The organism is Streptomyces sp. NPDC046122 (genome assembly GCF_056429965.1).
The window spans coordinates 725,142-748,453 of sequence record NZ_JBWKLQ010000003.1 but is presented as its reverse complement, the minus strand read 5'-3'; the positions used below and the strand labels follow the sequence as shown (position 1 = coordinate 748,453).

The 23,312-nt window shown below is 70.3% G+C and carries 27 protein-coding genes, 1 tRNA gene and 2 pseudogenes; 14 read left to right on the top strand and 16 right to left on the bottom strand.

Features of this window, described 5'->3' with window-relative positions:
• Window positions 1-2 precede the first annotated feature (2 nt).
• Window positions 3-158, top strand: a pseudogene (locus tag AC07FK_RS12755) (RidA family protein); the annotation flags it as partial.
• Between the two features lie 44 nt (window positions 159-202).
• Here the strand turns inward: AC07FK_RS12755 and AC07FK_RS12750 are convergent.
• The gene (locus AC07FK_RS12750) at window positions 203-523 is read right to left on the bottom strand and encodes a hypothetical protein (protein ID WP_479104887.1); all 321 of its coding nucleotides are present in this window, start codon (window positions 521-523) and stop codon (window positions 203-205) included.
• 95 nt (window positions 524-618) lie between these two features.
• Window positions 619-692, bottom strand: a tRNA-Ala gene (locus tag AC07FK_RS12745).
• 167 nt (window positions 693-859) lie between these two features.
• Here AC07FK_RS12745 and AC07FK_RS12740 point away from each other — a divergent pair.
• Window positions 860-1,378, top strand: coding sequence for a DUF2716 domain-containing protein (locus tag AC07FK_RS12740; protein ID WP_479104886.1), 519 nt, complete (start codon window positions 860-862; stop codon window positions 1,376-1,378).
• A gap of 183 nt (window positions 1,379-1,561) precedes the next feature.
• On the opposite strand, the gene AC07FK_RS12735 is transcribed toward AC07FK_RS12740, so the two are convergent.
• Both AC07FK_RS12735 and AC07FK_RS12730 read right to left on the bottom strand, forming a co-directional pair.
• Window positions 1,562-1,987, bottom strand: coding sequence for a glutaredoxin domain-containing protein (locus AC07FK_RS12735; RefSeq protein ID WP_479104885.1), 426 nt, complete (start codon window positions 1,985-1,987; stop codon window positions 1,562-1,564).
• A 203-nt stretch (window positions 1,988-2,190) separates the two neighbouring features.
• A complete protein-coding gene (locus AC07FK_RS12730) occupies window positions 2,191-2,985 on the bottom strand; it encodes an MBL fold metallo-hydrolase (protein WP_479104884.1) in 795 nt (264 codons plus the stop codon).
• Window positions 2,986-3,074: 89 nt separating this feature from the next.
• Here AC07FK_RS12730 and AC07FK_RS12725 point away from each other — a divergent pair, with 89 nt between their 5' ends.
• The 3 genes from AC07FK_RS12725 to AC07FK_RS12715 all read left to right on the top strand — a co-directional run bounded on the left by AC07FK_RS12725 (window position 3,075) and on the right by AC07FK_RS12715 (window position 4,381).
• Window positions 3,075-3,674, top strand: coding sequence for an ABATE domain-containing protein (locus tag AC07FK_RS12725; RefSeq protein WP_479104883.1), 600 nt, complete (start codon window positions 3,075-3,077; stop codon window positions 3,672-3,674).
• Between the two features lie 98 nt (window positions 3,675-3,772).
• Window positions 3,773-3,916 carry a hypothetical protein gene (locus AC07FK_RS12720; RefSeq protein WP_479104882.1) on the top strand — a complete coding sequence of 48 codons (144 nt, stop codon included), beginning with the start codon at window positions 3,773-3,775 and terminating at the stop codon, window positions 3,914-3,916.
• Window positions 3,917-3,958: 42 nt separating this feature from the next.
• The gene (locus AC07FK_RS12715) at window positions 3,959-4,381 is read left to right on the top strand and encodes a DUF6924 domain-containing protein (protein ID WP_479104881.1); all 423 of its coding nucleotides are present in this window, start codon (window positions 3,959-3,961) and stop codon (window positions 4,379-4,381) included.
• Window positions 4,382-4,484: 103 nt separating this feature from the next.
• On the opposite strand, the gene AC07FK_RS12710 is transcribed toward AC07FK_RS12715, so the two are convergent.
• The gene (locus AC07FK_RS12710; RefSeq protein WP_479104880.1) at window positions 4,485-5,147 is read right to left on the bottom strand and encodes a maltokinase N-terminal cap-like domain-containing protein; all 663 of its coding nucleotides are present in this window, start codon (window positions 5,145-5,147) and stop codon (window positions 4,485-4,487) included.
• Window positions 5,148-5,355: 208 nt separating this feature from the next.
• On the opposite strand from AC07FK_RS12710, the gene AC07FK_RS12705 reads away from it, so the two are divergent.
• Window positions 5,356-5,559 carry a hypothetical protein gene (locus AC07FK_RS12705; RefSeq protein ID WP_479104879.1) on the top strand — a complete coding sequence of 68 codons (204 nt, stop codon included), beginning with the start codon at window positions 5,356-5,358 and terminating at the stop codon, window positions 5,557-5,559.
• Between the two features lie 363 nt (window positions 5,560-5,922).
• Here the strand turns inward: AC07FK_RS12705 and AC07FK_RS12700 are convergent, their stop codons facing one another.
• The 6 genes from AC07FK_RS12700 to AC07FK_RS12675 all read right to left on the bottom strand — a co-directional run bounded on the left by AC07FK_RS12700 (window position 5,923) and on the right by AC07FK_RS12675 (window position 10,620).
• Window positions 5,923-6,849, bottom strand: a complete 927-nt coding sequence (locus tag AC07FK_RS12700; RefSeq protein ID WP_479104878.1) for an anti-sigma factor RsbA family regulatory protein — start codon at window positions 6,847-6,849, stop codon at window positions 5,923-5,925.
• A complete protein-coding gene (locus AC07FK_RS12695) occupies window positions 6,849-7,208 on the bottom strand; it encodes an STAS domain-containing protein (RefSeq protein WP_479104877.1) in 360 nt (119 codons plus the stop codon). The genes AC07FK_RS12700 and AC07FK_RS12695 overlap by 1 nt, the downstream gene beginning before the upstream one ends.
• Window positions 7,209-7,535: 327 nt before the next feature.
• Complete coding sequence (locus tag AC07FK_RS12690) at window positions 7,536-7,919, bottom strand: STAS domain-containing protein (RefSeq protein WP_479104876.1); 384 nt, start codon at window positions 7,917-7,919, stop codon at window positions 7,536-7,538.
• Between the two features lie 267 nt (window positions 7,920-8,186).
• On the bottom strand, window positions 8,187-8,525 hold the full coding sequence (locus AC07FK_RS12685; protein ID WP_479104875.1) for an STAS domain-containing protein: 339 nt from the start codon (window positions 8,523-8,525) through the stop codon (window positions 8,187-8,189).
• Window positions 8,522-9,817, bottom strand: coding sequence for a PP2C family protein-serine/threonine phosphatase (locus tag AC07FK_RS12680; RefSeq protein ID WP_479104874.1), 1,296 nt, complete (start codon window positions 9,815-9,817; stop codon window positions 8,522-8,524). The genes AC07FK_RS12685 and AC07FK_RS12680 overlap by 4 nt, the downstream gene beginning before the upstream one ends.
• Window positions 9,817-10,620, bottom strand: a complete 804-nt coding sequence (locus AC07FK_RS12675) for an alpha/beta fold hydrolase (RefSeq protein ID WP_479104873.1) — start codon at window positions 10,618-10,620, stop codon at window positions 9,817-9,819. The genes AC07FK_RS12680 and AC07FK_RS12675 overlap by 1 nt, the downstream gene beginning before the upstream one ends.
• Before the next feature lie 623 nt (window positions 10,621-11,243).
• Here AC07FK_RS12675 and AC07FK_RS12670 point away from each other — a divergent pair.
• The 5 genes from AC07FK_RS12670 (at window position 11,244) to AC07FK_RS12650 (ending at window position 15,747) form a co-directional block, all read left to right on the top strand.
• Entirely contained in the window at window positions 11,244-11,447 is a 204-nt protein-coding gene (locus tag AC07FK_RS12670; protein ID WP_479104872.1) for a hypothetical protein, read from the top strand.
• 100 nt (window positions 11,448-11,547) lie between these two features.
• A complete protein-coding gene (locus AC07FK_RS12665) occupies window positions 11,548-12,768 on the top strand; it encodes a carboxylate-amine ligase (RefSeq protein ID WP_479104871.1) in 1,221 nt (406 codons plus the stop codon).
• Between the two features lie 259 nt (window positions 12,769-13,027).
• Complete coding sequence (locus AC07FK_RS12660) at window positions 13,028-14,152, top strand: low temperature requirement protein A (protein WP_479104870.1); 1,125 nt, start codon at window positions 13,028-13,030, stop codon at window positions 14,150-14,152.
• A gap of 279 nt (window positions 14,153-14,431) precedes the next feature.
• Complete coding sequence (locus AC07FK_RS12655) at window positions 14,432-15,064, top strand: SMI1/KNR4 family protein (protein WP_479104869.1); 633 nt, start codon at window positions 14,432-14,434, stop codon at window positions 15,062-15,064.
• A 191-nt stretch (window positions 15,065-15,255) separates the two neighbouring features.
• On the top strand, window positions 15,256-15,747 hold the full coding sequence (locus tag AC07FK_RS12650) for a cupin domain-containing protein (RefSeq protein WP_479104868.1): 492 nt from the start codon (window positions 15,256-15,258) through the stop codon (window positions 15,745-15,747).
• 168 nt (window positions 15,748-15,915) lie between these two features.
• Here AC07FK_RS12650 and AC07FK_RS12645 read toward each other — a convergent pair whose 3' ends face one another.
• The 3 genes from AC07FK_RS12645 to AC07FK_RS12635 form a co-directional block, all read right to left on the bottom strand.
• The gene (locus tag AC07FK_RS12645; RefSeq protein ID WP_479104867.1) at window positions 15,916-17,751 is read right to left on the bottom strand and encodes a glycoside hydrolase family 15 protein; all 1,836 of its coding nucleotides are present in this window, start codon (window positions 17,749-17,751) and stop codon (window positions 15,916-15,918) included.
• Window positions 17,752-17,923: 172 nt separating this feature from the next.
• Window positions 17,924-18,610 carry a hypothetical protein gene (locus AC07FK_RS12640; RefSeq protein ID WP_479104866.1) on the bottom strand — a complete coding sequence of 229 codons (687 nt, stop codon included), beginning with the start codon at window positions 18,608-18,610 and terminating at the stop codon, window positions 17,924-17,926.
• A gap of 190 nt (window positions 18,611-18,800) precedes the next feature.
• On the bottom strand, window positions 18,801-19,196 hold the full coding sequence (locus AC07FK_RS12635) for an SH3 domain-containing protein (protein WP_479104865.1): 396 nt from the start codon (window positions 19,194-19,196) through the stop codon (window positions 18,801-18,803).
• A gap of 214 nt (window positions 19,197-19,410) precedes the next feature.
• Between AC07FK_RS12635 and AC07FK_RS12630 the strand changes: the two genes are divergently transcribed.
• Window positions 19,411-19,983, top strand: a complete 573-nt coding sequence (locus tag AC07FK_RS12630) for an antibiotic biosynthesis monooxygenase (RefSeq protein WP_479104864.1) — start codon at window positions 19,411-19,413, stop codon at window positions 19,981-19,983.
• A gap of 192 nt (window positions 19,984-20,175) precedes the next feature.
• Here AC07FK_RS12630 and AC07FK_RS12625 read toward each other — a convergent pair.
• Window positions 20,176-20,457: pseudogene (locus AC07FK_RS12625) on the bottom strand (LbetaH domain-containing protein); the annotation flags it as partial.
• A gap of 93 nt (window positions 20,458-20,550) precedes the next feature.
• On the opposite strand from AC07FK_RS12625, the gene AC07FK_RS12620 reads away from it, so the two are divergent.
• Complete coding sequence (locus tag AC07FK_RS12620; RefSeq protein ID WP_479104863.1) at window positions 20,551-20,982, top strand: DoxX family protein; 432 nt, start codon at window positions 20,551-20,553, stop codon at window positions 20,980-20,982.
• A gap of 291 nt (window positions 20,983-21,273) precedes the next feature.
• Window positions 21,274-21,918, top strand: coding sequence for a dihydrofolate reductase family protein (locus AC07FK_RS12615; RefSeq protein WP_479104862.1), 645 nt, complete (start codon window positions 21,274-21,276; stop codon window positions 21,916-21,918).
• Window positions 21,919-23,087: 1,169 nt separating this feature from the next.
• Here the strand turns inward: AC07FK_RS12615 and AC07FK_RS12610 are convergent.
• Window positions 23,088-23,294 (bottom strand): hypothetical protein, encoded by a 207-nt coding sequence (locus AC07FK_RS12610; protein ID WP_479104861.1) that lies wholly within the window; start codon window positions 23,292-23,294, stop codon window positions 23,088-23,090.
• Window positions 23,295-23,312: the final 18 nt, after the last annotated feature.

Genomic DNA, 23,312 nt, shown 5'->3' with positions numbered 1-23,312 from the left:
TGACCCCCGACAAGATCCCCCTGTTCATGGAGGGTGTCGCGAGGGCCTCCGCGAAGCCGGGGATCACCGCGGCCCCGCCGTTCACCGGGGTGGGCGTCGCGGCGCTGGCCGGGCCCGACCCCCTGGTCGAAGTCGAAGCCACCGCGGTCATTGATTGAACAGGCGCGCGTCCGCGACCGCGGTCGCTCGGCCACGCTTGGCCTCAACTGTCCAAGTCGTCGTCGGGGGCCCCAGGGCTGCCCCACCGGTTCCAGAGCGTCCGGTGCCATTCGTCGGCATTCGGGCCGGGCCGCTGCACCACTGGCAGCGGACCTGGGCCGGTCTCGATGAGGTGCAGCAGCGTCCAGGCGACGCCGTAGCAGTCATCAGGGCCGAAGCAGTCGGCCAAGCCATGCGCCTCCTCGGCCGTGACGGGCCTGGAGATGGCTGCGAGCTGCTTGACGCGCCGGTCGATCACTGCCTCATCGCCGTCCCAGTCGGGTAGCGGGCCATCGGCGACGAATGCGTGGACTTCGGGTCTCATCTGCGCATGATCTGCTGCCGCACAGGCCGGGGCAAGGCTGCCCCTGGCTTCGGGCGACGGTTCGCGTGCGACCGCGGCCAGCACGCGAGGCGGGATGGGGCCGACCGGATTCGAACCGGCGTCCTCCCACATGCGGTGAAGGCGCGACAACCACTGCGCTACGAGCCCCATCCCGTTCGCGATCATACGAGCCAACCGCACTTCGCCGCACTCGCATTGTTGAGGACGCCGTTGCAGCAGGGCTGAGCCACCCACAGCGCCTCGCCACGGCCCTGCCGTAGTCCCATGAGCGACACGCAGACGGGCAGCCAGGTGACCGGTCGGTAGGATCTGCCGGTGACGAATGAGCCCGTTGTCCAGCTTCCGGAAGCCGAGTACCGCGACGTGTGGGACCGCTTCTACGCACACTTCTCCTTTCGGCCCGGCATGAGCCCCCGCACGTGGCCGGCGATCAAGGAGCCAGTCCACTCCGTCACCTGGAGCTTGGCTTCGTTGGACGACGACCCCGAATGCGAGCGGCTCGACCGACTCGTTGAGACGGTAAGGCGGGGATTGAGAGCCTGCGTTGCTCCGCACGGCACACTGTTCGCGCTGGACTGGCAGCACGCCTCGTACCGTTTCGCGCCTCACCTTGTCGGAAGCTCGGGACAAGGGCGATGGCCCCTGAGCCCGTATCCCGACGGCGACTACTACGCGTACCTCTCCGAGGACTTCCTGACCGGCAGCTTCGGTCACCCCTGGGAACATTCACTGTGCCTGTTCGGTCAGGAGTTCCTCGGTGCCGTATCGGCAGAGATCGACGACGTCCTCGGTTCGCCGATCCGCAGGTCCGGAGTGCTTGCCCATCGTGCGTAGCGCGCCGATGCACACCGCGACGGTGTGTCTCACAGGAGCCCTGAGCGTCGGCCTCGCAGTGACATGAGCGCCCGCAGATCCGACTGCGCCGAACACAGGGGGGAACGTGCGACGACCCTGCTCACTGCCTCAGCTTCTGCGAACGCCCCTGCGCTACGGCACCGCTTCCGATCACCCGGGAGATCAGAGCTGTTCGCGCACCCACTGCGGATCGGGGTTGACGTGCGGCCGTCCCGCAACGACGACGGTCGGCACTGTCTCGTTGCCGTCATTGGCTGCCCTCACCACTGACGCTCCAGCCGGGTCGCGCCAGATGTCGACCCAGTGCGCCCTGCTGGCGCTGATGCCCAATCGGATGCGCAGTCGCAGGCAGTACGTGCACCCCGACCGCCAATACACGACCGGCCGGCCGTCGACCGCGCTGCGGCGTTGCGCCTCCAGCGCACCGATCGACCGCGGGAAGAGCAGAGGCGAGTTCACGCCTGCGAGCAGTACGAACAGCAGCAGGAGTCCTGCGGCTGCGCTGTGACTCCCCCTCATGACCGCCCCGACCGCAACGAACACGCCGCAGAGCAACAGCAGCATCGGCAAGATCCACGCACGCATCATGAGGACGAAGGCTATCGGTGAGCGGTGCCCACCCCGACCTGCTCACCGTCCGGCACCGGGCGAGCGGCGTGTCAGGGCGCGCTCCCCCGTTCGGCTGGGAGCCCGGTTCGGTGCCGGGCCCCCAACCGGATCGGGACCGGCTGGGAGGACTCGCTGTCGGACTGCGCGTCGCCCCTGGAGCCGTCGCCGGCTCGGCCGCCCCCTCAGGCGCGCTGAACCCAGTCCTCGTCCAGGCGGTCGGCCAGGCCGGCGGACGCGAAGGCGGCTTCCAATGCGTCGCGGCCTTCGGTGAAGTGGGCCCAGCTGTCGTGGTGGACCGGAACCACGCGACGGGCGCCGAGTATGCCCGTGGCCTCGACGGCCTGCGCACTGTCCAGGACGATCAGCGCGCCGCCGAAGAGACCGGGGAAGCGGGGGGCTCCGGCAAAGAGAATGGCGGTGTCGACCGGAGCGAAACGCTCGGCGATCTCCTTGACCGCTTCGAGCGAGGCGTTGTCGCCGCTGACGTAGACGGTGGGCAGCCCCTCGCCCGTCAGAACGAAGCCGACTACCTGGCCGCTGATCGGCTCCGTCTCCTCTCGCGTCCCAGGACCGTGCACGGCCGGTACGCCGGTCACTGTCACCGTTCCGCCGTCAGGACGGTCCAGCTCGACGGACTCCCAGTCCGCCAGGCCCTTGGCCTTCTCCCCTAGACGCTCACCGCCACTGGGGGTGGTGAGGGTGAGCGGGACGTCGGCGAGCAGGGCGCGGCCGGCGTTGTCGAGGTTGTCGGCGTGCTCGTCGTGCGAGAGCAGGACCACGTCGATGGGGCCGAGGTCCGCAGGCGCCGCGGTGGAGGGTGCGGTCTTCGTCAGGGTCGGTCCGGGCGTCACATAGTCGCCGGGACCGTCGAAGGTCGGGTCGGTCAGGAAGCGCAGGCCTCCGTACTCGAAGAGGGCGGTCGGGCCGCCGAAAACACGGACCGGGAACTGGTCGGTCGTTGGGGTGGAAGAAGACACGACGCACTACCTCACGGATAGATGTGATTGAACCGTGAGACGACTGTAACCAGTTCTCACGGACAGACACAAGCCGTACCATGAGGAATATGAAGGAGCCCGTGACGGAAGAACCCGCCCTGCCCCCCGCACAGGGCGAGGACGAGTACCTCTCCCTCGCCCTCGCCAACAGCGCGATCAGGCTGCCCGGAGGGCACACGGTCGATCTCCTGGGGACTCCCGCCCAGGCCAACCACTGGCTGACGGAGCGCGGTCTCGCCCCGGTGGACGCCGGCATGCTGGAGATGTGCACGACGCTACTGCGCTCGCTGCGCGAACAGATCAGATCTCTGCTCGCCTCCCGCGCTGCGGGGCTTCCCGCGCTGCCCGCCGCCGTCACGGCCATCAACGACGCGATGACCCGGGTCCCCACGGCTCCACTGCTTCAGTGGGACGAGAAGAACGGCCCCTACCGCGCCACCCAACATCCCACCAGCGAGATCGTGAACCACGCCCTGGCGACCCTCGCCGCCGACGCCGCCGACCTCCTCACCTCCCCCGACGCGGAACGCCTCACCGCCTGCGGCTCCACCCCCTGCACCCGCTACCTCCTGCGCCACGGCCGTCGGCACTGGTGCTCCACTCGCTGTGGCGACCGTGCCCGCGCCGCCCGCGCCTACGCCCGCCGCACCAAGCCCGCGACGGACTGACGAGTTCGCCCGTCGCGGGATTCCCGCGGACGGAGAGCTCGACGATCGATAGCCGTGACGACGGCCGTCCGGCCACCGCCTCACCTCTGGTTACGGGAATGCTCACGCTGGAAACTGAAGAGGACCCGTCGTACCGCCACAGCGACGATCTCGTACAGCCGCACGAGCAGGTCCGCCTCGGCGTCGAGCGCACGCCCGAACTCGCCGAGAACAGCGTTGGCGCACTGCGGGCGCGCACATGAACCACAGTGTTGATGTCACAGGTGCCTGAGAGAATCGCCTGTATGCCCCTGCCGCAGCCCGATGATCTGACCTCGCTGGTCCTGCGTACCGATTTCGGCGACGCATCATCCTGGGACGAAGTCCAAGCCGCGCTCGACGCCGCGGACAAACACCGCCACGCCACGTATGTCAGTGATCCGCGCTTCGCCCAGGTCGGCATCCGGACGCTGGTGGATGAGGAGGCCGCGGCGGATGAAGACGACCACGTCGTCCAGGTCTTCCTCGCGGACTCGACCACCATGGCGGACCCGTCGCGCCCGCTCCTTGCCGTAGACCTGGCGGATGAGCCGGGGCGGACGTTCCGGGTGCCTGCTCAATGGTTTCCCGACGTGTCGGCGAACCTCAGCATCGCGAACATGGACTTCGCCGATTTCGCCGACGCCGTTGACGACTCCGGAACGTTCCGCGGCTTCGGTGACGACTGACGGCGCATCGCAGGGGCTGCCCGTCGCACATCTCCGGTCCGCCGTCGTGGCCCCCTGTTGGGGAGGACCTGCGCGGCGGACCAACTGCTCGAAGTGACATGGCTCAGGACCGAGGAGCGGTGTGCAGGACGGCAAACAGGCCCCGGGCGCGCGTCCCGTCCGGCAGAAGCCATGCGCCGCCGACGTGGCCGGTCGCTCCCTGCGGCACAACGGACGGGCCGTCGGGAGCGGGACGCAGGGCCCTGTGCACGCGGAGGGCCACACCGTGCGGGACCCACAGCTCGGTGCCCTCGTGGTCGTCCGTGGAGGTGGTGAAGTCCGCGGGTGCGGAGCCGTCACCCGTGAAGGAGCGGGTGACCTCACGGTCCGGGGTGTCGCTGATGTTCTGGTCCTGGGCCTGGGCGCGCCCCTCGATCAGGGCGAGCAGCCGGGCGACCAACACCGGGTCGTGACAGCCGTCATAGACCCAGCGCCGCCCCAGCACTCCGTGCTCCATGGTGCCGACGAGAGCGTGGTCCGCGCCGTCGAGCGGGGCCCCGCGATAGGTGAGTGGCACCAGGTAGGCGGCCGGGTGGGCGCCCGAGGTGTCGGTGACCACGATGAACTCGATCCCGACTTCGCCCTGCGGATCGTCCAGCCGGAAACCGCCGGCCTTGGCCAGCTGCGGTTCGCCCGCGCCGCCGTGGAACCACGGCCGGGAGGGAAGCCACGAAGTGAGCAGGTCGAGCTTGGACGGCTTGAGGTCGGTCTGGTGGATGACGGCCATGTCGAAGATTCGCCTCCGGTGAGCAGATGTGAGCGTTCCTACCTTCCCATCTCTGCGCGCCGGCAGCCCCGTTCGCCGTGACCGGCTCTCGCCTGCGACAGCGCTGAAGGTCGGCGGCATCACCGGACGACAACTCCTCCCGTAGCCGAGCAGACTGGCCGAACCGTGCAGGGTCGCGCGTCCGCGGGCGTCAGAGGATGACGAGCCGATGCTTGACGCCTACTTCTACGAGGGTGACCCGTTGCTTGCCGCTGTGAACGTTCCGGCGTCGGCCTGGGCCCTGTTCCCGGACCTCGCGATACGGTTGCACACCGTGCTCATGGCCCTGCCGGAGGCCGCGGCGGCCAGCCTGCCCCGCGGCGCCGCCGAGGAACTCGCCCGCTTCGTCGCCCGGACTGAATCGCTTCGCTGACCGGATGACGGAACCAGCAGTGAGCCAACGATCCGAACCAGGGATTCGGTGGCAGTAAGCCGCGTCTTTGTCGAGGATCTCGTAGGCAGTCTTCGTCCAGGCGAACGGTCTGTGGTGCTCGTTCCAGTTTTTCAGCGAGCCAGGCCCGGATGTCGCGTTAGAGGACTTGGACGGAGCGGTGGACGCCACGCTTGAGCTTCTTCTGCCTATGCCCCGCCCCCATGCGACTCGCAAGCACGGGTTCAGCGCCAAGTCACTGTGCCCAGGTGGGCCCTATGGCGATGACCAGACCACCGGGATCGTGTCGATCACCTGCGGTGGGAGGACGCCCCCGGCCACAACAACACCGGCACCGGCACCAAATCAGCGGCTGATGTAGCAGCGGATCGCCGTGCCGTCGGGGCCGGTGTGGATGCGTACCAGGTCGGACAGGTAATGCACCAGGAGCAGGCCCCGGCCGCCCTGCTGGTCGCGGGTGGCCGGGCGGCGTCCGGCGAGCGGATCGCTCAGGTTTCCGTGGTCACGGACCTCGCAGACCACCTGGCCGTCGTCGGCCCACACCCGTATGGTGCCCGACCCACCGCCGTGCACGACGCTGTTGGTGGTCAACTCGGCCACGATCAGCGCCACGTCCTCGAGGCGGATCCCGGAGAGGCCGAATTCTTTGGCCCGCGAGACCGCGAAGTACCGGGCGCCGGGCAGGGCGTCGGCGTCGAAGGCGACCTCTTCGGTCGTCGCCGTGTGCGCCAGGGGCTGGTTGTAGTGCGCGACCACGTGCTCGGGAGCATAGGCCGTGCTGAGGTGCTCCTGGCCGCCGGAGATGACGACGGGGTGTGTCGCGTACGCGTCGGTGAGCACCTGCTCGTCAAGGCGTTCGGCGTCGTACGGACAGAGGATGGTGACGTCCCGGCCCTGGAACGCCGGGTTGATCAGTGCCTCGTGCTGCACGCACGCCGGGTACTCGACGCTGCTGCGGCCGGCCCAGATCGGCTCACCGATGATCCGCACCCGCGTCTCGCGATGTGCGTCCGCGAAGGCGCGCAGCACCCTGGGAATGATGCGTCCGGGGTTGCGCCCGACGTCGGTCATGTCGAGGAACCGTACGTCCGAGGCATCCGTGCCCAGGGCTTTCCTGAGGATCGCCAGGTTCGGCCCGGGCACGGCGACCGCCACCGGTTCCCCGGCCGTCAACCCGTCGCGGATGAAGGGCACCGTGCCGTGCAGGTACTCCTCCTCGCCCCGGTAGAACAAGGCGGGATGAACGAACGGTTCGGCTGTCTGGGCAGTCATCAGGACACCACCTCTACGGTGGGCAGGTCCGGCCAGAACATGTCCATCACGCGCCGCACTGCGGCAGGTGGCGCCTCGAGCACGATGCGTCGCCCCTCCGGAAGGCTCTGTGCTGCTACCGCCAGAGCAGAGACACCAGCGATGTCGACGAAGGTGATCGCGGATAGCTCCAAGTGGCACGCCTCTTCGTCGCTCAGGGCAAGCTGGTGCAGTGTCTGTTCCCAGGCGGAACGTGTGCTCAGGCTGATTTCGCCCACCGCTTGCCAGCCGGGGCGGTCTGTCAACGGATGCACGCTCAAAGCGCCCATGGACGGGGCCGACGACGCTTCCAGCGCACCCGCCTCCCCCGAACTGTCCACGCCCTCGCCCCTCGGTCACCTGCTGCCTGGGTCCAGTATCCCCCATGGGCGGAGAAGACCGGACGGAGGCCCGGCGGCACGACGATCGCAACCCTCACGTCCGCCCGCTCCGGCGGCGGATGCAGGAGGTTGTTGTAAGGGGGAAACGACCAGGTCAGACCCGGTGGAGCGCGGCGCCACAAGGTCTCGTGCCGCGCCGTCTCCGGGCTTTCGAAGTGCCGGATGCCAGATGCCGGTACGGAGCGAAAACGCAGGTGGACGCCCGTATGCGGGATTGACGCGGATCGGCGGGACGCCTCGCCCCCGACCACGCGCGACCGCCCCGGGCTATGTCGGCTCGGCGTCGGTGTCGTCCGGGCAATCGGCGAGCAGCAGGCGCGCCTGCTCGACGGTGGAGGCGATGGTGAAGATCTCCTGTGCCCCGACGAGCGTCAGCAGGTTGTCCAGGCGCTCAGGAACCGCGGCCAGCGCCAGGGCCCCGCCCGCCTCCTGGACGGCCTGCCGGGTCACCAGCAGCGCGCTGAACCCGCGTGAGTCACAGAACGAGATGTCCGCGCAGTCCAGCACCACGCGTCGGTAGCCCGCTTCGAGCATCTCGGCCACCGCTCCGGCGAGCAGCGCCTCGCAGCCCATGTCCAGCTCACCGGCCAGCGCCAGCACCGCATCCCGCTCCACCACCGCCGGCGTGATCACCAGCCTCTCCACCGGCACCTCACCACTCCTCTTCCTCAGCGACAACCGTGATCCCGGGAGCCCCGTACGAAACCGTTTCTCCCGGGCCTTCCCGGACAACGGGCCTATCTTGCCAGTACCGACGCAGTGATACGCCACGGCCGTACTTTTGACGCGCTGTGCGGCGCGTCTTGAGGCGGTCGCCCGATTGAGCGGTACGGTGCCTGGCTCGGTGCGAGCACGGTCTCGTCGCACGTCTTCCGGCGATCGGACACCCGTTGCCGCGTTCCTTCGCGTCCTCGGAGGTCAGGAACGGGTGGCGGTGTCGGCGTCGGGGTACAGCGGGAAGATCTGGTCGAGGCCGACGATGCGCAGGATGCGCAGCGTGCGGTCGGGGACGGCGGCGAGTGCGATGTCGGCTTGGGTCGCGTGGGCGTGGTTGCGGGCGGCGATCAGGGCCGTGATGCCGCTGGAGTCGCAGAACTTCATGCCGGCCAGGTCGAGAACGAGGCGCTGCCCGGGCTGGACGGTGAGCGTGGTGAGCAGTTCACGCAGTGTGGTGGCGTTGGTGAAGTCGAACTCGCCGGTGATCGCCAGCACGGGGCCGGTCGCGGTGTCGCGTGTGGTGATTTCCAGGGGACTCATCGCTGGTTCTTCGTCCTAGGGCCGGCGGCGGGGACGCCGAGGGCGAGCAGGGCGGTGTCGTCGTCGAGGCCGTCGCCGAAGTCGTCCAGCAGGCAGGTCAGTGCCTCGATGACGGCTTGCGGGGACTTGCCGGCGTGGCCGGCGGCGAAGTCGCGCAGGGCCTCGTCGCCGTACAGGGTGGCGCGGTCCTCGCCCGTGCGGGCCTCGGTGAGGCCGTCGGTGTAGAGCAGGAGGGTGTCCCCGGGGGCGAGGGTGGTGGTGGCGGTGGCGAAGTGCGCTGCGGGCAGCACGCCGACGAGGAGGCCGCCGGGAGTGGGCAGGAAGTCGGCTGTGCCGTCGGCACGCAGGACGAGAGCCGGAGGGTGGCCGCCCGAAGCGATGCGAACGGCGACCTTCCCGGTCACGGGGTCGGGTTCGAGGACACCGAATATCGCGGTGCAGTAGCGCGGGTCGCCGCCGCTGTAGCGCTCCTGGAGCACCTGGTTGAGGGTGTTCAGGGCGGAGACGGGGTCCGGGTCGTGCAGGGCGGCGGCGCGCAGGGTGTAGCGGGTCAGCGAGGTGACAGCGGCCGCCTGCGGGCCTTTGCCGCACACGTCGCCGAGGAAGAAGGCGAAGCGCTTGCCGTCGACGGAGAACACGTCGTAGAAGTCGCCGCCGAGCCGGTCGGGGGACGCGGTGTGGTAGTGGGCGGCCGTCTGCACTCCTGGTACCGGCGGCAGGCTGGCGGGCAGCAGCGACTGCTGCAGTACGGCGAGGGCGTCCTGCAGCCGCGCACGGTCCGCCTCGGCCTGTTCGCGCGCCTCTTCCGCCGCTTTCCGGCTGCGCAGAAGTTCTTCCTCGTAGGCGCGGCGGTCCTGGGCGTCGAAGACGGTGGTGCGGATGAGCAGCGGTTCTCCCGTGCTGCCGTTCTTGACCACGGATGAGGCCAGCACCGGCAGCCGGTCGCCTCCGGCTTGTTTGATCTCCAGAGCCACGCCGCTGATCTCGCCCTGCATGCGCAGCAGCGGCGCGAAGTGCGTCTCGTGGTACAGCTTGCCGCCCACGGTCAGCAGATCGGCGAAACGCATCCGGCCCACCACCGCCTCGCGCTCCAGGCCGAGCCAGCCCAGCAGCGTGGCGTTGATCTTCGCGATGGTGCCGTCCATCAGTGTGGACAGATACCCGCACGGCGCGTTCTCGTAGAGTTCCTCGGCACTGTCCTCGAGCAATGCGGCGAACGCCGCATCCGGCGCCGTCCCGTCGCTCGCTTCGTAGGGGTCGCAGGGGTCGGATCCCTGCCCTGTGCGGCACATCACCGCAGGCCCGCCAGGAACCCGGTGATCGCGCTGTTGGTGGCCTCGGGGGCCGAAAGGTGCGGGCAGTGACCCGTCGCGTCGAGCGTGACCAGCGTGGATCCGGAGATCGCCCCGTGGACGAAGGCGCCGACCTCCCGGGGGGAGATCATGTCCTGGGTGCACTCCAGTACCAGCGTCGGAACCTTCACACTCTGGAGATCGTCCCTCGAGTCGGACAGGAACGTGGTGCGGGCGAAGACGCGCGCCATGTCCGGATCGGTGGCACAGAAGCTGTTCTTCAGCTCCTCCCCCAGCTCGGGGCGGCCCTCGTTCCCCATGATCATCGGCGCCATCGCCGCCGACCAGCCCAGGTAGTTGGACTCCAGCGACGCCAGCAGCTCTTCGATGTCCTGCGCGCTGAACCCGCCCCGGTATCCGTCGTCGTCGATGTACCGCGGAGAGGGAGCGACCATCACCAGCGATCCGATACGTTCAGGAGCCCGGTCGGCGGCCAGCACGCCGACCATCGCACTCACCGAGTGCCCCACGAACGCCGCGCCGCGCAGGTCCAGCGCCTCGCACACCTCCACCACGTCCCGGGCGTAGCCGTCGAGGGAGGCGTAGCGGTCCACCGAGAACGCCGACAGGTCCGAGCGTCCGGACCCCACGTAGTCGAACAGCACCACACGGTAGTTCTCCACCAACGCGGGCACGGTCAGCCGCCACATGTTCTGATCACAGCCGAACCCGTGGGCGAGCACCACCGCCGGCCCTTCGGGGTTGCCCAAGACGGTGACGTTGTTCCGCTGGTAGATGTCCATGCCCGCTATTCTCCCAGGCCCCGCTCACCACTCTGTCTCGACCACCGGCACGGACCGGCCCTGCGTCCCACCGGGGCGGACCGAGCGGCGGGTATCGCTCCGTCGCCCTCCGGTCCGCGCCGGGTCGGCCCCCAGGGGCGCGGGCACGCACCCGATGACCCACCCTCGGCCTTACGGCCGGATTCAGTCACGCACCTGTTGTGTGGCTGAATCCAGTGCAATGCTGTGACGGCGGTGATCCTCCAGCCGGCGGAGGTCTCTGGGCCCTACGCGTGCCGTCACGCGGGAAGGCCATGTCGGCCCTCCCGGCCTCCCCTCGGGAGGGCCGACGACTCGTGCGTCCGGGACCGGGGGCGACCGGAGGTCGGCCAAGTCGACGTCCTTGAAGGGTAGTAGCCGCGAAACGGCCCGGCTACGAACGGCATCCGGCACCCTCGCCCCTCGCCCTCCGGCGGTCGCACCCGGGCAGCGGCGCGACGGCCCGCCCCCGCCCGCCTTGTGCACGGGTTACGCGCCCTCCAGCCCTCTCCGCAGCCGCACCCAAGGGCCCTGCCCCTCGTCCCGATTCCGTGACAAAGTCCCGCCTGCGCCAACCTCCGACGGGGCGTGGCCGTTGTCAGGCAATGAAACGAAACGATGACACCAGCCCCGTCGAGCCCGTCAACAACTGGCACGGCCATGTCGACCGACCGGAGGGGCCGGTGAACGAAGCGCCGCCCAGAGTCACGCGCGCGCTGAAGGTGTTGCGCCTCCTGTTGCTGGTCCTCGCCGTCCTGGCCGCCGTACTGAGCTTCGCCGCGGCACTGGCCAATCTCGCCCGCCCCTGACAACGGGGCCCGTGGCACCGCACCGAAGCGGCCACCGCCCTGCGTGGGTGGCGGGAAGGCGCACTCCACCTCGATCACTCTACGTGACAGACTGATCGCTATGAAGAGTGAGAAGGGAACACCTGCCGGCGGGCGGCCTTCGACGGACAGCGCGGACGGTCAAGGGCTGCCGGCCCGGGCGCCGGCGGTCACGGTGGGGGTGGAGGAGGAGTACCTGCTGGTGGACCCGGTATCGCGGCAACTGAGCCCGCGCTCGGACCAAGTGGCGGCGCAGGCCGCCGGGGAGCTCGGCGACCGGGTCACCACCGAATTCACCCGCTACCAGGTCGAGGTCCGCACCGACCCGCACACCAGCCTCACCGGTCTGGGAGAGCAGCTGCGCGCCACCCGCGACGCCGTCGCACGCGCCGCGGCGCGGCTGGGGCTGTGCATCATCTCCAGCGGCACCCCCGTACTCGGGCAGCACAACCCCCCGCCGATCTCCCCCGGGCCCCGTTACGCGGAGAGCCTGGCCAGGTTCGGCGCTCTGGACTACGAGCAGAGCGTCTGCGCCTGCCACGTTCACGTCGGCGTGCCCGACCTTGCCACGGCCCTCGAGCTGAGCAACCGTCTGCGTCCCTGGCTGCCGGCTCTCCTCGCCATGACCGCCAACTCGCCCTACTGGGCGGCGCAGGACACCGGTTACGCCAGTTGGCGCACCCTGACGTGGGGTCGCTGGCCGGCGGCCGGGCCACCCCCCTACTTCGAGTCCCCCACCCACTTCGAAGATCTGCTCGACCGCCTCGTCACCAGCGAAACGCTCCTGGACCGCGGCGGTCTCTACTGGGACATCCGCCCCTCCCACCATGTGCCCACCCTGGAGGTCCGCATCGCCGACGCCACCCCCACCGTGGACGACACGGTGCTGCTCGCTGGGGCCGTGAAGGGCCTCGCCCTCACCGCCATGGCTGCCCTGCGCGCCGGCGAGCCCGCGCCGCGACCACAGCCGGAGATGCTGCGCGCCGCATGCTGGCGCGCCGCTCGCGACGGGCTGAGCGGAGAGAGCATCGACCTGGACACCGGACGGCTCGAACCAGCCGCCGTACACCTGGACCGCCTGTGGGACACGGCGCTGCCCGCCGTGGCGGACGCCGACGACCGTACGCTCCTGCACGCCGCACACAAACGCCTCGCCACCGAGGGGAACGGCGCCGACCGCCAACGAGCGGCCTACCGCCGGCGGAACAGTCACACCGACGTCGTCGACCACCTGATCCAGACCAGCGCCGCCGCTCAGGCCCCTCATCTCGCCGCCGGAGCCGGCCTCCACGCCCGCGAATGACTCCCGGCGAGCAGCCGCCGAGGCAAAGCGGCGTGTAAAGCCGGGCTGCCCGGCTTGTACGCCGCGAAGCGGGCGCCCCGACGTACTCCGCCGAATCCTCAGCGGCTTGATGCGTGGGGACAGCATGATGTGCGAGCAGGGAAAGGATGGCCGTGAGGCTGCCCCTGTGGTGGTATGTCCTCTTATGGAAGGGAACGGAGCCGCTCACCCCACCTCCCCCGCGACGCCAGGGGTGGAGCACAGCAGGCACGCAGGGTGGTTGGAGCTGTTCTTCGACCTGGTGTTCGTGGCTCTGGCCGCCCAGCTCGCGCACTCGCTGCACGGCGACCCGGGACCGGCCGACTTCGCGATCTTCCTGGCGCTGTACTTCCCGCCCTGGTGGACGTGGATCAACCTCACCGTGGCGGCGAACCTCTTCGAGGAGGACTCCACACGCCGGCGACTCCTCATGCTCACCGCCATGCTGTGCCTGGCGGTGATGACCGTCGCCGTGACCGGAGCCACGGATGAACGCTCAGCCGCGTACGCCCTCGGGTACGCGGGTTCCCGCATCGTTCTGCTCGGCCTCTGGTGGCCCTCCACCCACCGCGCGCTCGTCCCCGGCGGATCCCTCGTGCCGAGGTGGCGGCCCCTGACGTACTGCCTGGCCTCGGCGGTCGGGTGGGGCGCCTCGGTGCTGGTGCCGCCCCCGGGGCGGTTCGTGATGTGGGCCGTACTGCTCTCGGCCGAGATCGGAGTGCTGCTCACGGCACGGCCCGGAGGAATGCCCCGCAGGCTGCACGTGGGACATCTGGTGGAGCGGGTGGGACTCTTCGTGATCATCGTGTTCGGTGAGTCGGTCATCGGACTGATCACGTCACTGGACGCCGAGTGGACAGCAGCCGCGGGTTGGGTCGCTCTCATCGGTTTCGTCATGCTGGCCGCTCTGTGGTGGTCGTACTTCGACTTCGGATCGGCGGCGGCGGAGCACGTGCTCGGTGCGGCGACGGAGCGGACGGCGTTCCCGCTGGCCAGGGACGTCACGGGGTTCCTCCACTTCTTCGTCACGGCTGCCGTGGTCGCCATGGCGGGCGGTCTGGCCACCGCGGTGGAGGAGGCGGGGCAAGGGCATACCCACCTCGCCCACGGCGCGGTGGTCGCCCTGGCCGGCGGTCTGGCGCTCTACCACGCGGCGCACGCGGCCATCTCCCTGCGCTTCGGACGCCGCCTGCTGATCGTGGCAACCTGGGCCGGCCCGGGCATCGGCGTCCCGCTCGCGGTCATCGCGTTCGCCGGGCACCTCGCACCCTGGCAAGTGGTGGGACTGCTGACGGCGGAGGTCGTGGCCCATCTGCTGTACGCACGGTGGGCGGCCGCACGCGTGCTCGGCCGGCAAGCGGCGTGACGGCGCTGCGGCCGCCGGGGGGACACCGCGTTGCGGCTCCGCCGCGTGCCCGGGAAGCCGGGCTGCTGTCCGCTTTGGGCGGCGGCTCCGGCGGCGAGGGGGAACAGCCGCAGGAGCCCGCCGTGAGGTGCGTGTGCCCCCGAAGCCCGCGCACCATGCGCCGGACCGGCTTCGTCGTCCTCGTCAGGCCATGAGCGCCACCGGTCACCCACCCACGCCCCCGCGCCGATCGGCAGGGGCTCGACCAGCCAGGTCGGACGCGTGGGGCACGATGGCGCCATGGCACAGCGGATCTCTTCCCCGGCGGAGTCCTGGCGTCGGATCGACGCCTGGCTGGCGACCCACGTGGCATCCGATGCCACCCTTCTCAATCCGCCCGCCACCGCGGACGAGATACGTGAGGCGGAACGCATGCTCGGCATCCCGCTGCCCGGTGATCTCGCTGAGTCTCTGCGCTGCCACAACGGCGTGAGCGAGTGGACGACCCTGCTGCCGGAACAGTCCCCGCTCTCGGTCAGCGGCATCATGGAGCACTGGCGGACCCGCATGGACGCAGCAGCGGAGAATGACGGCCTGGTCTGCCACCCCTGGGACGACGAGCCCTGGTGGCACCCGCTCTGGGTTCCCTGGGCCGAAGGCGCCGACGGCACGGCGCAGGTGATCGACCGGCGTCCAGGTCCCGACGCGGGGCGCCTGGGCTGGGCAGGCCACAGCGGCGGCGGCGACTTCACCGACTCCTGGCCCGATCTGGCCGGCCTGCTCCACGCGGTCGCGCAGGCGCTCCACGAAGGCGGAGGCGTCCGCGAACTGCACCCCTGCATCACGTCGGACGGTGGCATGTGGTGGGACGAGGAAGGCTGCGAGGAGCTCAACGGCCGCCCGCTGCGGGCAGCCCCCATCGGGCTGCCCTGACCACCGGCCCGCCGCGCTTCCTCCCTGCCGACCGCACCACGAGGGCGAGGAACAGCGTCCCCGAGGTCAGGAATTGACCCATCTTTTCTGCGTCGAAGTGCACCTGCCGGCGGGTCTCTCGGCTGCCTAGAGTCGTAGTCACGGCAGCCCGGGAATCGCCCGCCGCCGCAGCTCACACAGGGAGTACGACGATGAACGCCGCCGCACTGAAGCCGGTTCTGACCCGCGCAGCCTCCGCTGAGACCACCAGCGACCCGAGCAGCCTCATGACACTGCTGGCCGACTGCGGCACGGACGGCAGCCCGCTCACCAGTTACCGCTCGCAGTTCGCCCGTGGCGCGGCCGGCGCCCCTGCGCACTTCCACACCCGCGCGTCCGAACTCTTCTTCGTCATCGGCGGCTCCCTGCGGGTACTCGTCGACCAGGAGGTCAAGATCCTCGACGCCGGCGACCTGCTCATCGTGCCGCCGCACACACCGCACGCTTTCGCGGCGGCCCCCGGCGCCGAAGCAGACGTTCTGTTCGTCTTCACGCCGGGGATGCCGCGCTTCGACTACCTGCGGCTCCTCGGGCGGGTGATGCGCGGAGAGGCAAGCCCGCAGGAGATCAAGGAGTCCTCCGAGCACTTCGACAACCACTACGTGGACAGCCCGGCATGGCGAGCCGCTCTCGAAACCGCCTAGGCAGTGCCCGACCATGCCGTCCGGCGTCCCCAGGTGCACCGAGCAAGTCGGGCGCGTGGGCGCTGCCTTCCGGGTCGGGCGCGGAAACGGCGGGCTCCTCATCCGCACGCTCCGTGCCGCGCGGCGGTGCGGGCGCCGCGTGGGCCGTCCCGACGACGGGGCGGCGGCTCAGTCGCCCGCGCGGTCCAGCTCCTCGTCCAGGGCCAGCGCCGCCATGATGAGCGCCACATGCGTGAACGCCTGCGGGAAGTTGCCCAGTTGCTCGCCGGTCGGCCCGATCTCCTCGGCGAAGAGGCCGACGTGGTTCGCGTAGGTGAGCATCTTGTCGAACGCGTACCTCGCCGTACCCGGCCGGCCCGCGCGGGCGAGGGCCCCTGCGTACAGGAAGCTGCACAGCGAGAAGGTGCCCTCGTCGCCACGCAGCCCGTCGGGTGAGGCGAGCGGGTCGTAGCGGTGGACGAGGCTGTCGGAGACCAGCTCGAGCTCCATGGCGTCCAGGGTCGACAGCCAGCGCCGGTCCTTCGGGGAGAGGAAGCCCACCACCGGCATGAGCAGGAGTGACGCGTCCAGGACCTCGCCGTCGTAGTGCTGTACGAACGCTTCGCGCCGGGTGCTCCAGCCCCTCTCCATGACCTGTTCGAAGATGGCGTCCCGGGCCGTGGTCCAGCCGGCGACGTCGGCGGGCCTGGCGAGCTCGGTGGCCAGGCGGATGCCGCGGTCGAAGGCCGTCCAGCACATCAGGCGGCTGAACGTGAAGTGGCGGCGGCCGCCCCGGGTCTCCCAGATGCCCTCGTCGGGGCGGTCCCAGCTGCGGGCCAGCCAGTCGAGCAGGTCACTGAACCTGCGCCAGCCGTCGTAGCCGGCGAGCTGGGCCGCGTCGTGGGCGTGGCTCAGCGCGTACGCCGCCTCGCCGTAGATGTCGAGCTGGAGCTGACCGGCGGCGTCGTTGCCGACCCGTACGGGAGCGGAGCCGCGGTAGCCCTCCAGGTGACCGAGGACCTCCTCACCCAGGTGCGGGTCGCCGTCCACCCGGTACATGATCTGCAGCGGCTCGCCCGTGACCGTCCCGCCCGTCGCGATGCGGGCGCCCAGCCAGCGCCGGAAGGCGTCCGCCTCCTCCTCGTACCCGAGATCCAGCAGCGCCTTCACGGACAGGGAAGCGTCCCGCACCCAGGTGTAGCGGTAGTCCCAGTTGCGTTCGCCGCCGAGGCGTTCCGGGAGCCCGGTGGTGACCGCAGCCACGGGCGCGCCGGTCGGGGCGTACGTCATCAGCTTGAGGGTGATCGCGGAACGGTTGACCTCCTGCTGCCACCGGCCCCGGTAGCGGCTGCGGCGTACCCAGCGGTGCCAGAAGCCGTACGTCGATCCGAAGGCGTCCAGGACGGCGGCCTCGGTAGGCGCCGGCGGGGTCTCGGCGTCCGGTCCGCACACGGTCAGTACCGCTGCCGCCCGCTGCCCCTGGCTGAGCGTCAGGCCGGCCCGTACGTCCCGTCCCTCGCGCATCAGTTCCACGGGCTCCGCAGTGTCACGGCCGATGTGCAGGAACACCGTCGTGTCCGAACCGGTGAAACGGGCCGCGCCCCCGCTCATGTCGAGCTCGTGCGCCCCGCGGCCGTAGTCGAACCGGGGGCGGCAGGAGAGCCGGAAGCGGACCGTGCCGCGGGTGACGCGCAGAATCCTGAAGACGCGCTGGGGACCGGCGGGAGCTTCGGCGTCACCGGGCGGCATGAAGTCGACGACCTCGCCGACGCCTTCCTCCGTCATGAACCGCGTCACGAGGATGGCGGTGTCGGCGAGGTAGAGCTGACGCGTCGTCGCGCCGTCCGCCTCGGGTGTGACGGCGAAGTGGCCGCCCCGGTCGTGGTCGAGCAGGGCAGCGAAGACGCTGGGCGAGTCGAAACGGGGCGCGCAGAACCAGTCGAGAACTCCGTCCGAGGAGATCAGCGCGGCCGTCCGGAGGTCGCCGATGAGCCCGTGGTCGGCGATCGGTGGGTAACGGCGCATGACGTTCCCTTCACTGACCCGACCGTCACCTCACGCTACGGCCGGGGACGCCGCCCTGCATGCGCTGCGGCCGTCGGCCTTCGGGTGGGCGAGTTCCTCCCCGAGACCGCACCGTCGACGGCCGAGGGCGAGGCCAGCGCCCACGACGGAGCGGGCCCGGCCTCCGATCGCGTCACGACGAGCCGGCACACCGGCGCTCGGGAGCGGACGCGCCGAGACCGGCCCGTACTACGAGGTCCATGGCGGCCTCCAGCCTCTGCGGAGGTACGCCGTCCGGAAGCACCGCGGTCAGGAGCGCCGCCACGGCCGCTTCGTCGACAGCGCGATCCTCCGCCCGGTCACGGAAGCGGGTGACTGCCTCGTGCAGCTCCTGCGTCCGCGCCAGGCCGTCGGCACGCGCCAGGGCGGCCGTGAGGACGCAGAACTCCTCCTCCGAGCCCACCCACGGCGCCGCGCCTTCGAGCCCGTCCTCCGGCAACTGCTCCGGGTAGAGGATGCGGTGCCAGGCGCCGCCCTCCCACCAGTAGACGAAGCCGAAGAGGTTGCCCTCGGCGTCGTCGCGCAGCTGTTCCCAGGGCAGCCAGTCCGGGCCGCCCGCAAGGAAGTCGATCTGCTCGCCGTCGATGTGGGTGTGGCTGCCGTCCGGGTCCTGGCCGACGAAGACGGCACGGCCCTCCTCGACGAGGGTCAGCCGCCACCACCCGCACCCGCCGGTCGCGTGGCACCACAACCCGTGCTCGTCGAGTACGTGCTCGGGCCGGCCGTCGCCGCATGCCTCCTCCACCAGTGCGAAGGTGACGGCCCGCGCCCACAGGCGGGCGGGGCTGTCGAGGTCTCGAGGAAGGCTCGGCGTGTGCATGGCGGCGGTGATTCCCCTTCGAACGGTCCGGGGAGTCACCCTCACACAGACGGGTGGACGTGAGGACGGTGGGGGGCGCCTGTCGTGGGCGGCCGGCGGTGACACCCGCGACGGCTGAAGGCGGCCGTCGCTTGGGCGCTTCGCGCTCGGCGGAGCTCCCTCGTGTCCGAGGCCCGGTGCGGGCGATCCGTCAGCCCTGGGGCTCCACATCCTTGGACAGGGGTACCTGTCCGGTGTTCTGCACGTGCCGCGCGGCGACCCAGAAGGGCTGGTCCCGCAGCAGGTACCAGATGCCGTTGCCGTCGATGACCTGGGCGCGGACCTTGCTCCTCAGGCCGATCTCGGCGCCGTGATCGAGTGTTCCGGTGACCGCCGAGTCAGTGCTGGGGTACTTGCGCAGGTTCACGCCGATGCTGCTGACGACAGTGCCGAACGGCTGGTGCGGGCTGGCCATCTCTTCCTCCAGGTCGGTGTCGGTCGGTGCCGCTGGGATCACCCCGCCCGTCAGGGGCGTGGTGACCGCAGAGTAGATCGCCGGAACGCGGAAACGCCGGAGGCTGTCATATGCCAGCGGCGGGTCGCACACGTGGCTTGCGTGTAATCATTCCCGTCGTCCCGCTTCCGGTTGCACGCAGCGCCGGCCGGCCGTGGCCGACGTCTCCGGCAGGGCGTCTTCGCGGGACGCTGCAACAGAGGCTTCTGGCAGGGTCCCGCGACCGATCACAGGGCCACGGCGGGACGGGACGCATCGGGCCGTAGGGTGTCCATGGGCGCGGCACGAGCACGAGGAGATCGAACGAGTGTCTGCGCCCAGTCTTGAGCACGCCAGTGTCCCCGCCGACAGCGACGAGGTGACTCTGCTGATAGCCCGGCAGGTGGAGCCGGGTCACGAGGCGGATTTCGAGCGGTGGGCGAGGGGCATCCTCGACAGCGCGTCACGCTTCCCCGGGCACCTGGGCCACGGGTTGTTCCGATCGTCCGGGGACGGTGCCCCCTGGTTCCTCGTACACCGCTTCCGCGACGCGGAGGCTTGCCGGTCCTGGCAGGAGTCCCCGGAACGGGCGGCATGGTTCGCCCGGTGCGAAGGTCACCATCACATGGAGATAGCCCGGCGAACGCTGACCGGCATGGAGACCTGGTTCGCGAAGCCCGGGTCGACCCGCCCCGCGCCTCCCCGTTGGAAGATGGCGATCAGCGCCACCCTGGCGATCTATCCGATCACGCTGCTCGGCGGCTACCTCCTGGTTCCCCGCCTGGCCGTATTTCCGGTGGCCGTGGCCGGCGCCGTCCTCGCTTGCGTTTACAACGTCCTGATGACGTACGTGGCCATGCCGACGGTGAGCCGACTGCTCCGGGGGTGGCTCAGTGGGTGACGTGTGCTCGCCCCGTCGCCGGCCGAGCCGCGCACCGGCCCGGCACCTCGGAGTCCCGTCACCGTCGGGGTTGCCTATCGGCCCTCCCGGGGCTGCTGCGCCCGGCGCGCGGGAGCGTGTCGCGGATCCGGCTCGCCGCTGTCCGGCCGCCGGCCCGCGGCGGTGAGGCGGGCGACGGCCAGGCGCGCGGGTGGCGGCGAGGATCCGTTCGCGCCGCTGGGGGCCGGTCTGTCCAGTATGCGTGGGGGTGAGGAGTTGTACGTTCGGGCCGACCTGGCCGTCCTCACCAATGACGATCCGCGCGACGTCCAGCGCGGTCAGGTTGTAGTGGACGAAGGTGCATGCCCCGATGGTGATGTTGCTGCCGGAGTCGACGCGCAGGGGCGGCCGTACGTCGACGTCTTCCCCGACACCGTCCTGCAGCTCGGCAAGGAGCGGCCGGGCCTTCGCCGCGTCTTCCACATAGGCGGCCTCTTTCTTGTCGTTGACAAGATCTTGCTGGACGGAGTTAACTTGACACCGTCAAGATGGCCGCCATGATCGCACCCGCATGCTGCCGGAGGACCCGTGGAACCCCTCATCGCTCTCGTCGTCGGCTTCGCCGGCGCCCGCATCGCAGGCGTGCTGGGCGTGGAAGCACTCGACGGCTGGCACCCCGCCCTGCTCGTCGGACTCTCGCTGATGTTCCTGCTCACCGCGTTCGCCCACTTCTTCCCCAGGCTCCGGGCCGAGCTCATAGCGATGGTTCCGCCGGGCCTGCCCAAACCGGCTCTGCTGGTGACGCTCACCGGCCTGCTCGAACTGGCGGGGGCGATAGGCGTTCTCGTTCCGGCGACGTCCCCGTGGGCTGTCGGCGGCCTCCTCCTACTCATGCTCGCGATGTTCCCGGCCAACGTTTCCGCCGCCCGGCGCCGGCTGCCCGGAGCCACCCGGCTCGGCCCCCGTACGGCCTTGCAGGGGCTGTTCGTTGCAGCGGCCCCTCTGGCGCTCGTCGGCTGAGCGGTTCCCGCTCCGACGCCGAGGCGTACAGGCGCGCCAGCCGCGGCGAACGGCGTGACAGCCCGCCGTCGGGCTGCTCCGCACCTCGGCGCGTTCTCCCTCCGCACACGGCCCTGACGATCTACGCCGTGTCTCCACGGCCTGGAGTACGAGCCCTCAAGGACTCGAGCGCGGCCGCGGCGCACAGTTGCCCAGTCGGGCGGGCGCGGCGATGAGTTTTCCCGTCCCGGAAAGTCTCACCACCATGGCCGACACCACGGGACCATCGTCGACACCACAGGAGGAACACACATGACCCAGCTACTGCGAGTGCAGAACTTCAACATCTCGAGCGACGGAATCGGCGCCGGTGAGGATCAGAGCCTTGAGCGCCCGTTCGGCCATGTCGACCCCGGAACATTGTTCGCCTGGGCCGGTGCCACGGCGAGCTGGCCGATGCGCACCGCCCCCGGAGGCAGCCGGGGTCTCGACGACTACGTGACGCGGGACTACACACGCAATATCGGCGCCGAGATCATGGGCCGCAACAAGTTCGGTCCGCAGCGCGGGCCCTGGACCGACCACGAGTGGCGCGGCTGGTGGGGTGAGGAGCCCCCGTTCCACACTCCGGTGTTCGTCATGACGCACCACAAGCGCCCGTCGTTCACGCTCTCCGACACCACGTTCCACTTCGTCGGCGGCGACCCGGCCACCGTCCTCGACCAGGCGCGGGAGGCGGCGCGGGGCAAGGACGTCCGACTCGGCGGCGGGGTCACCACCATCCGGCAGTTCCTCGACGCCGACCTCGTCGACACCATGCACGTGGCGGTCTCGCCCGTGAAGCTGGGGTCCGGACTGCGTCTGTGGGAGTCGCCCGACGAGCTGCTCGACCGGTTCCATCTCGACGTCGTTCCCAGTCCGAGCGGCGTGACCCACCACCTGTTCTGGCGAAGGTGACACGACGGCCCGCGCCGGAACGGAACCCCCTCCGGTGCGGCCGCAGCGGCGTATTCCCGAGTGGCTTCGGGCGAGTACGGACAGGGGCCGCCGGCCCGTTCCCACCGTCGCACGACGGGTCCAGCCGGACGCCGTTCGGGTGAAGGGCGGAACCCGGTCGAAGCCGGGCAACGCCCGGTACCCGCGTCCGCGATGCCTGCCGGTAAGGCTGTACGTGACGAGCCCCGAGGAGCCGATCCGGCAGATCGTCGCAGCCCTCACCGCACGGCCGAGCGGATCCAGCACGCTGGTGGCCCTCGACGGGCGTGCGGGCGCCGGAAAGACGACGCCGGCCGCCGCGCTGTCGGAGCATCTGGGCGGTGGAGGGCATGCGACGGTCGTCCACGGTGACGACTACTTCCGCCCGATGCCCGCCACCGCGCGCCTGTCCATGGACACGGTGAAGGGGTACCAGGAGTTACTTCGACTGGCGCCGGCTACGACGCCAGATCCTCGCCCCACTCGTGGCGGGGGCCCCGGCCCGTTACGAGCCCTTCCTGGCCGGGGCGGACACCGCCGCGGTCCCCGGCGCACCACGTGAGATGCCGTGCCGAGGCACGACCATCGTCGAAGGCGTCCTCACCGCCCGTCCGGAGCTCGCCGGTTTCTACGACCTGACCGTTCTCGTCGACACGCCGGGGACGTGTGCCTTCAGCGGCTACGGGCCCGCGGGAGCAGTCCCTGCCGCAACGCATGGATCGCCCGCTGGCGCACGGTCGAAAACCACTACTCCACCTCCACCGGCCTGCGCGAACGGGTCGGCCTCACCGTCCGGCCGGTACAGACGCCCGAGGGCTCCGACGGCCTACCGCCCGAGCACCGCGCGCGGCGGCCGGCGGTTTCGGCTCGGCGTGAGGGTGTCCAACTCGGCGGCCTCTGCGGTACGTCGTACCTCGTACGTCTCGTGTCGTCCGTGTAGAACGCGGGGTTTACGAAGCCGCGCGCGCAACAAGCCTCGTCAGCTGAGGCCGGATGCGGCGCAGGACCGCGCCGTGACCGCGCCAGTCGGGGGCCTGCCAGGTGCGAACCAGCAGGCCAGGGCCCAGCTCCCCATCCGGCACCTGCAACTGCGCGGAGCTCTTCCAAGCCGCCCCAGTAGCAGTCGCATTGGTTGTCGTCGGACCGGGCGGTCATGCCGCGAAAGGTGGCAGACACACTGTCCAGCGCACGATCGAGTCGGCGTCGCGCGGGCCGGTGTCGAAATGCATCTTCGTGAACACGACCTGCAGGTCCCACGGGTGGATCGCCCAGCCGAAGATCGCCTCCTTGCAGGTTCCAACAACGCGGCCGCGCGCAGGCCGGCGAAACGCAGCGTGTACAGAACCTTGCCAGTTCAACAGAGGCCGCCCTATCCT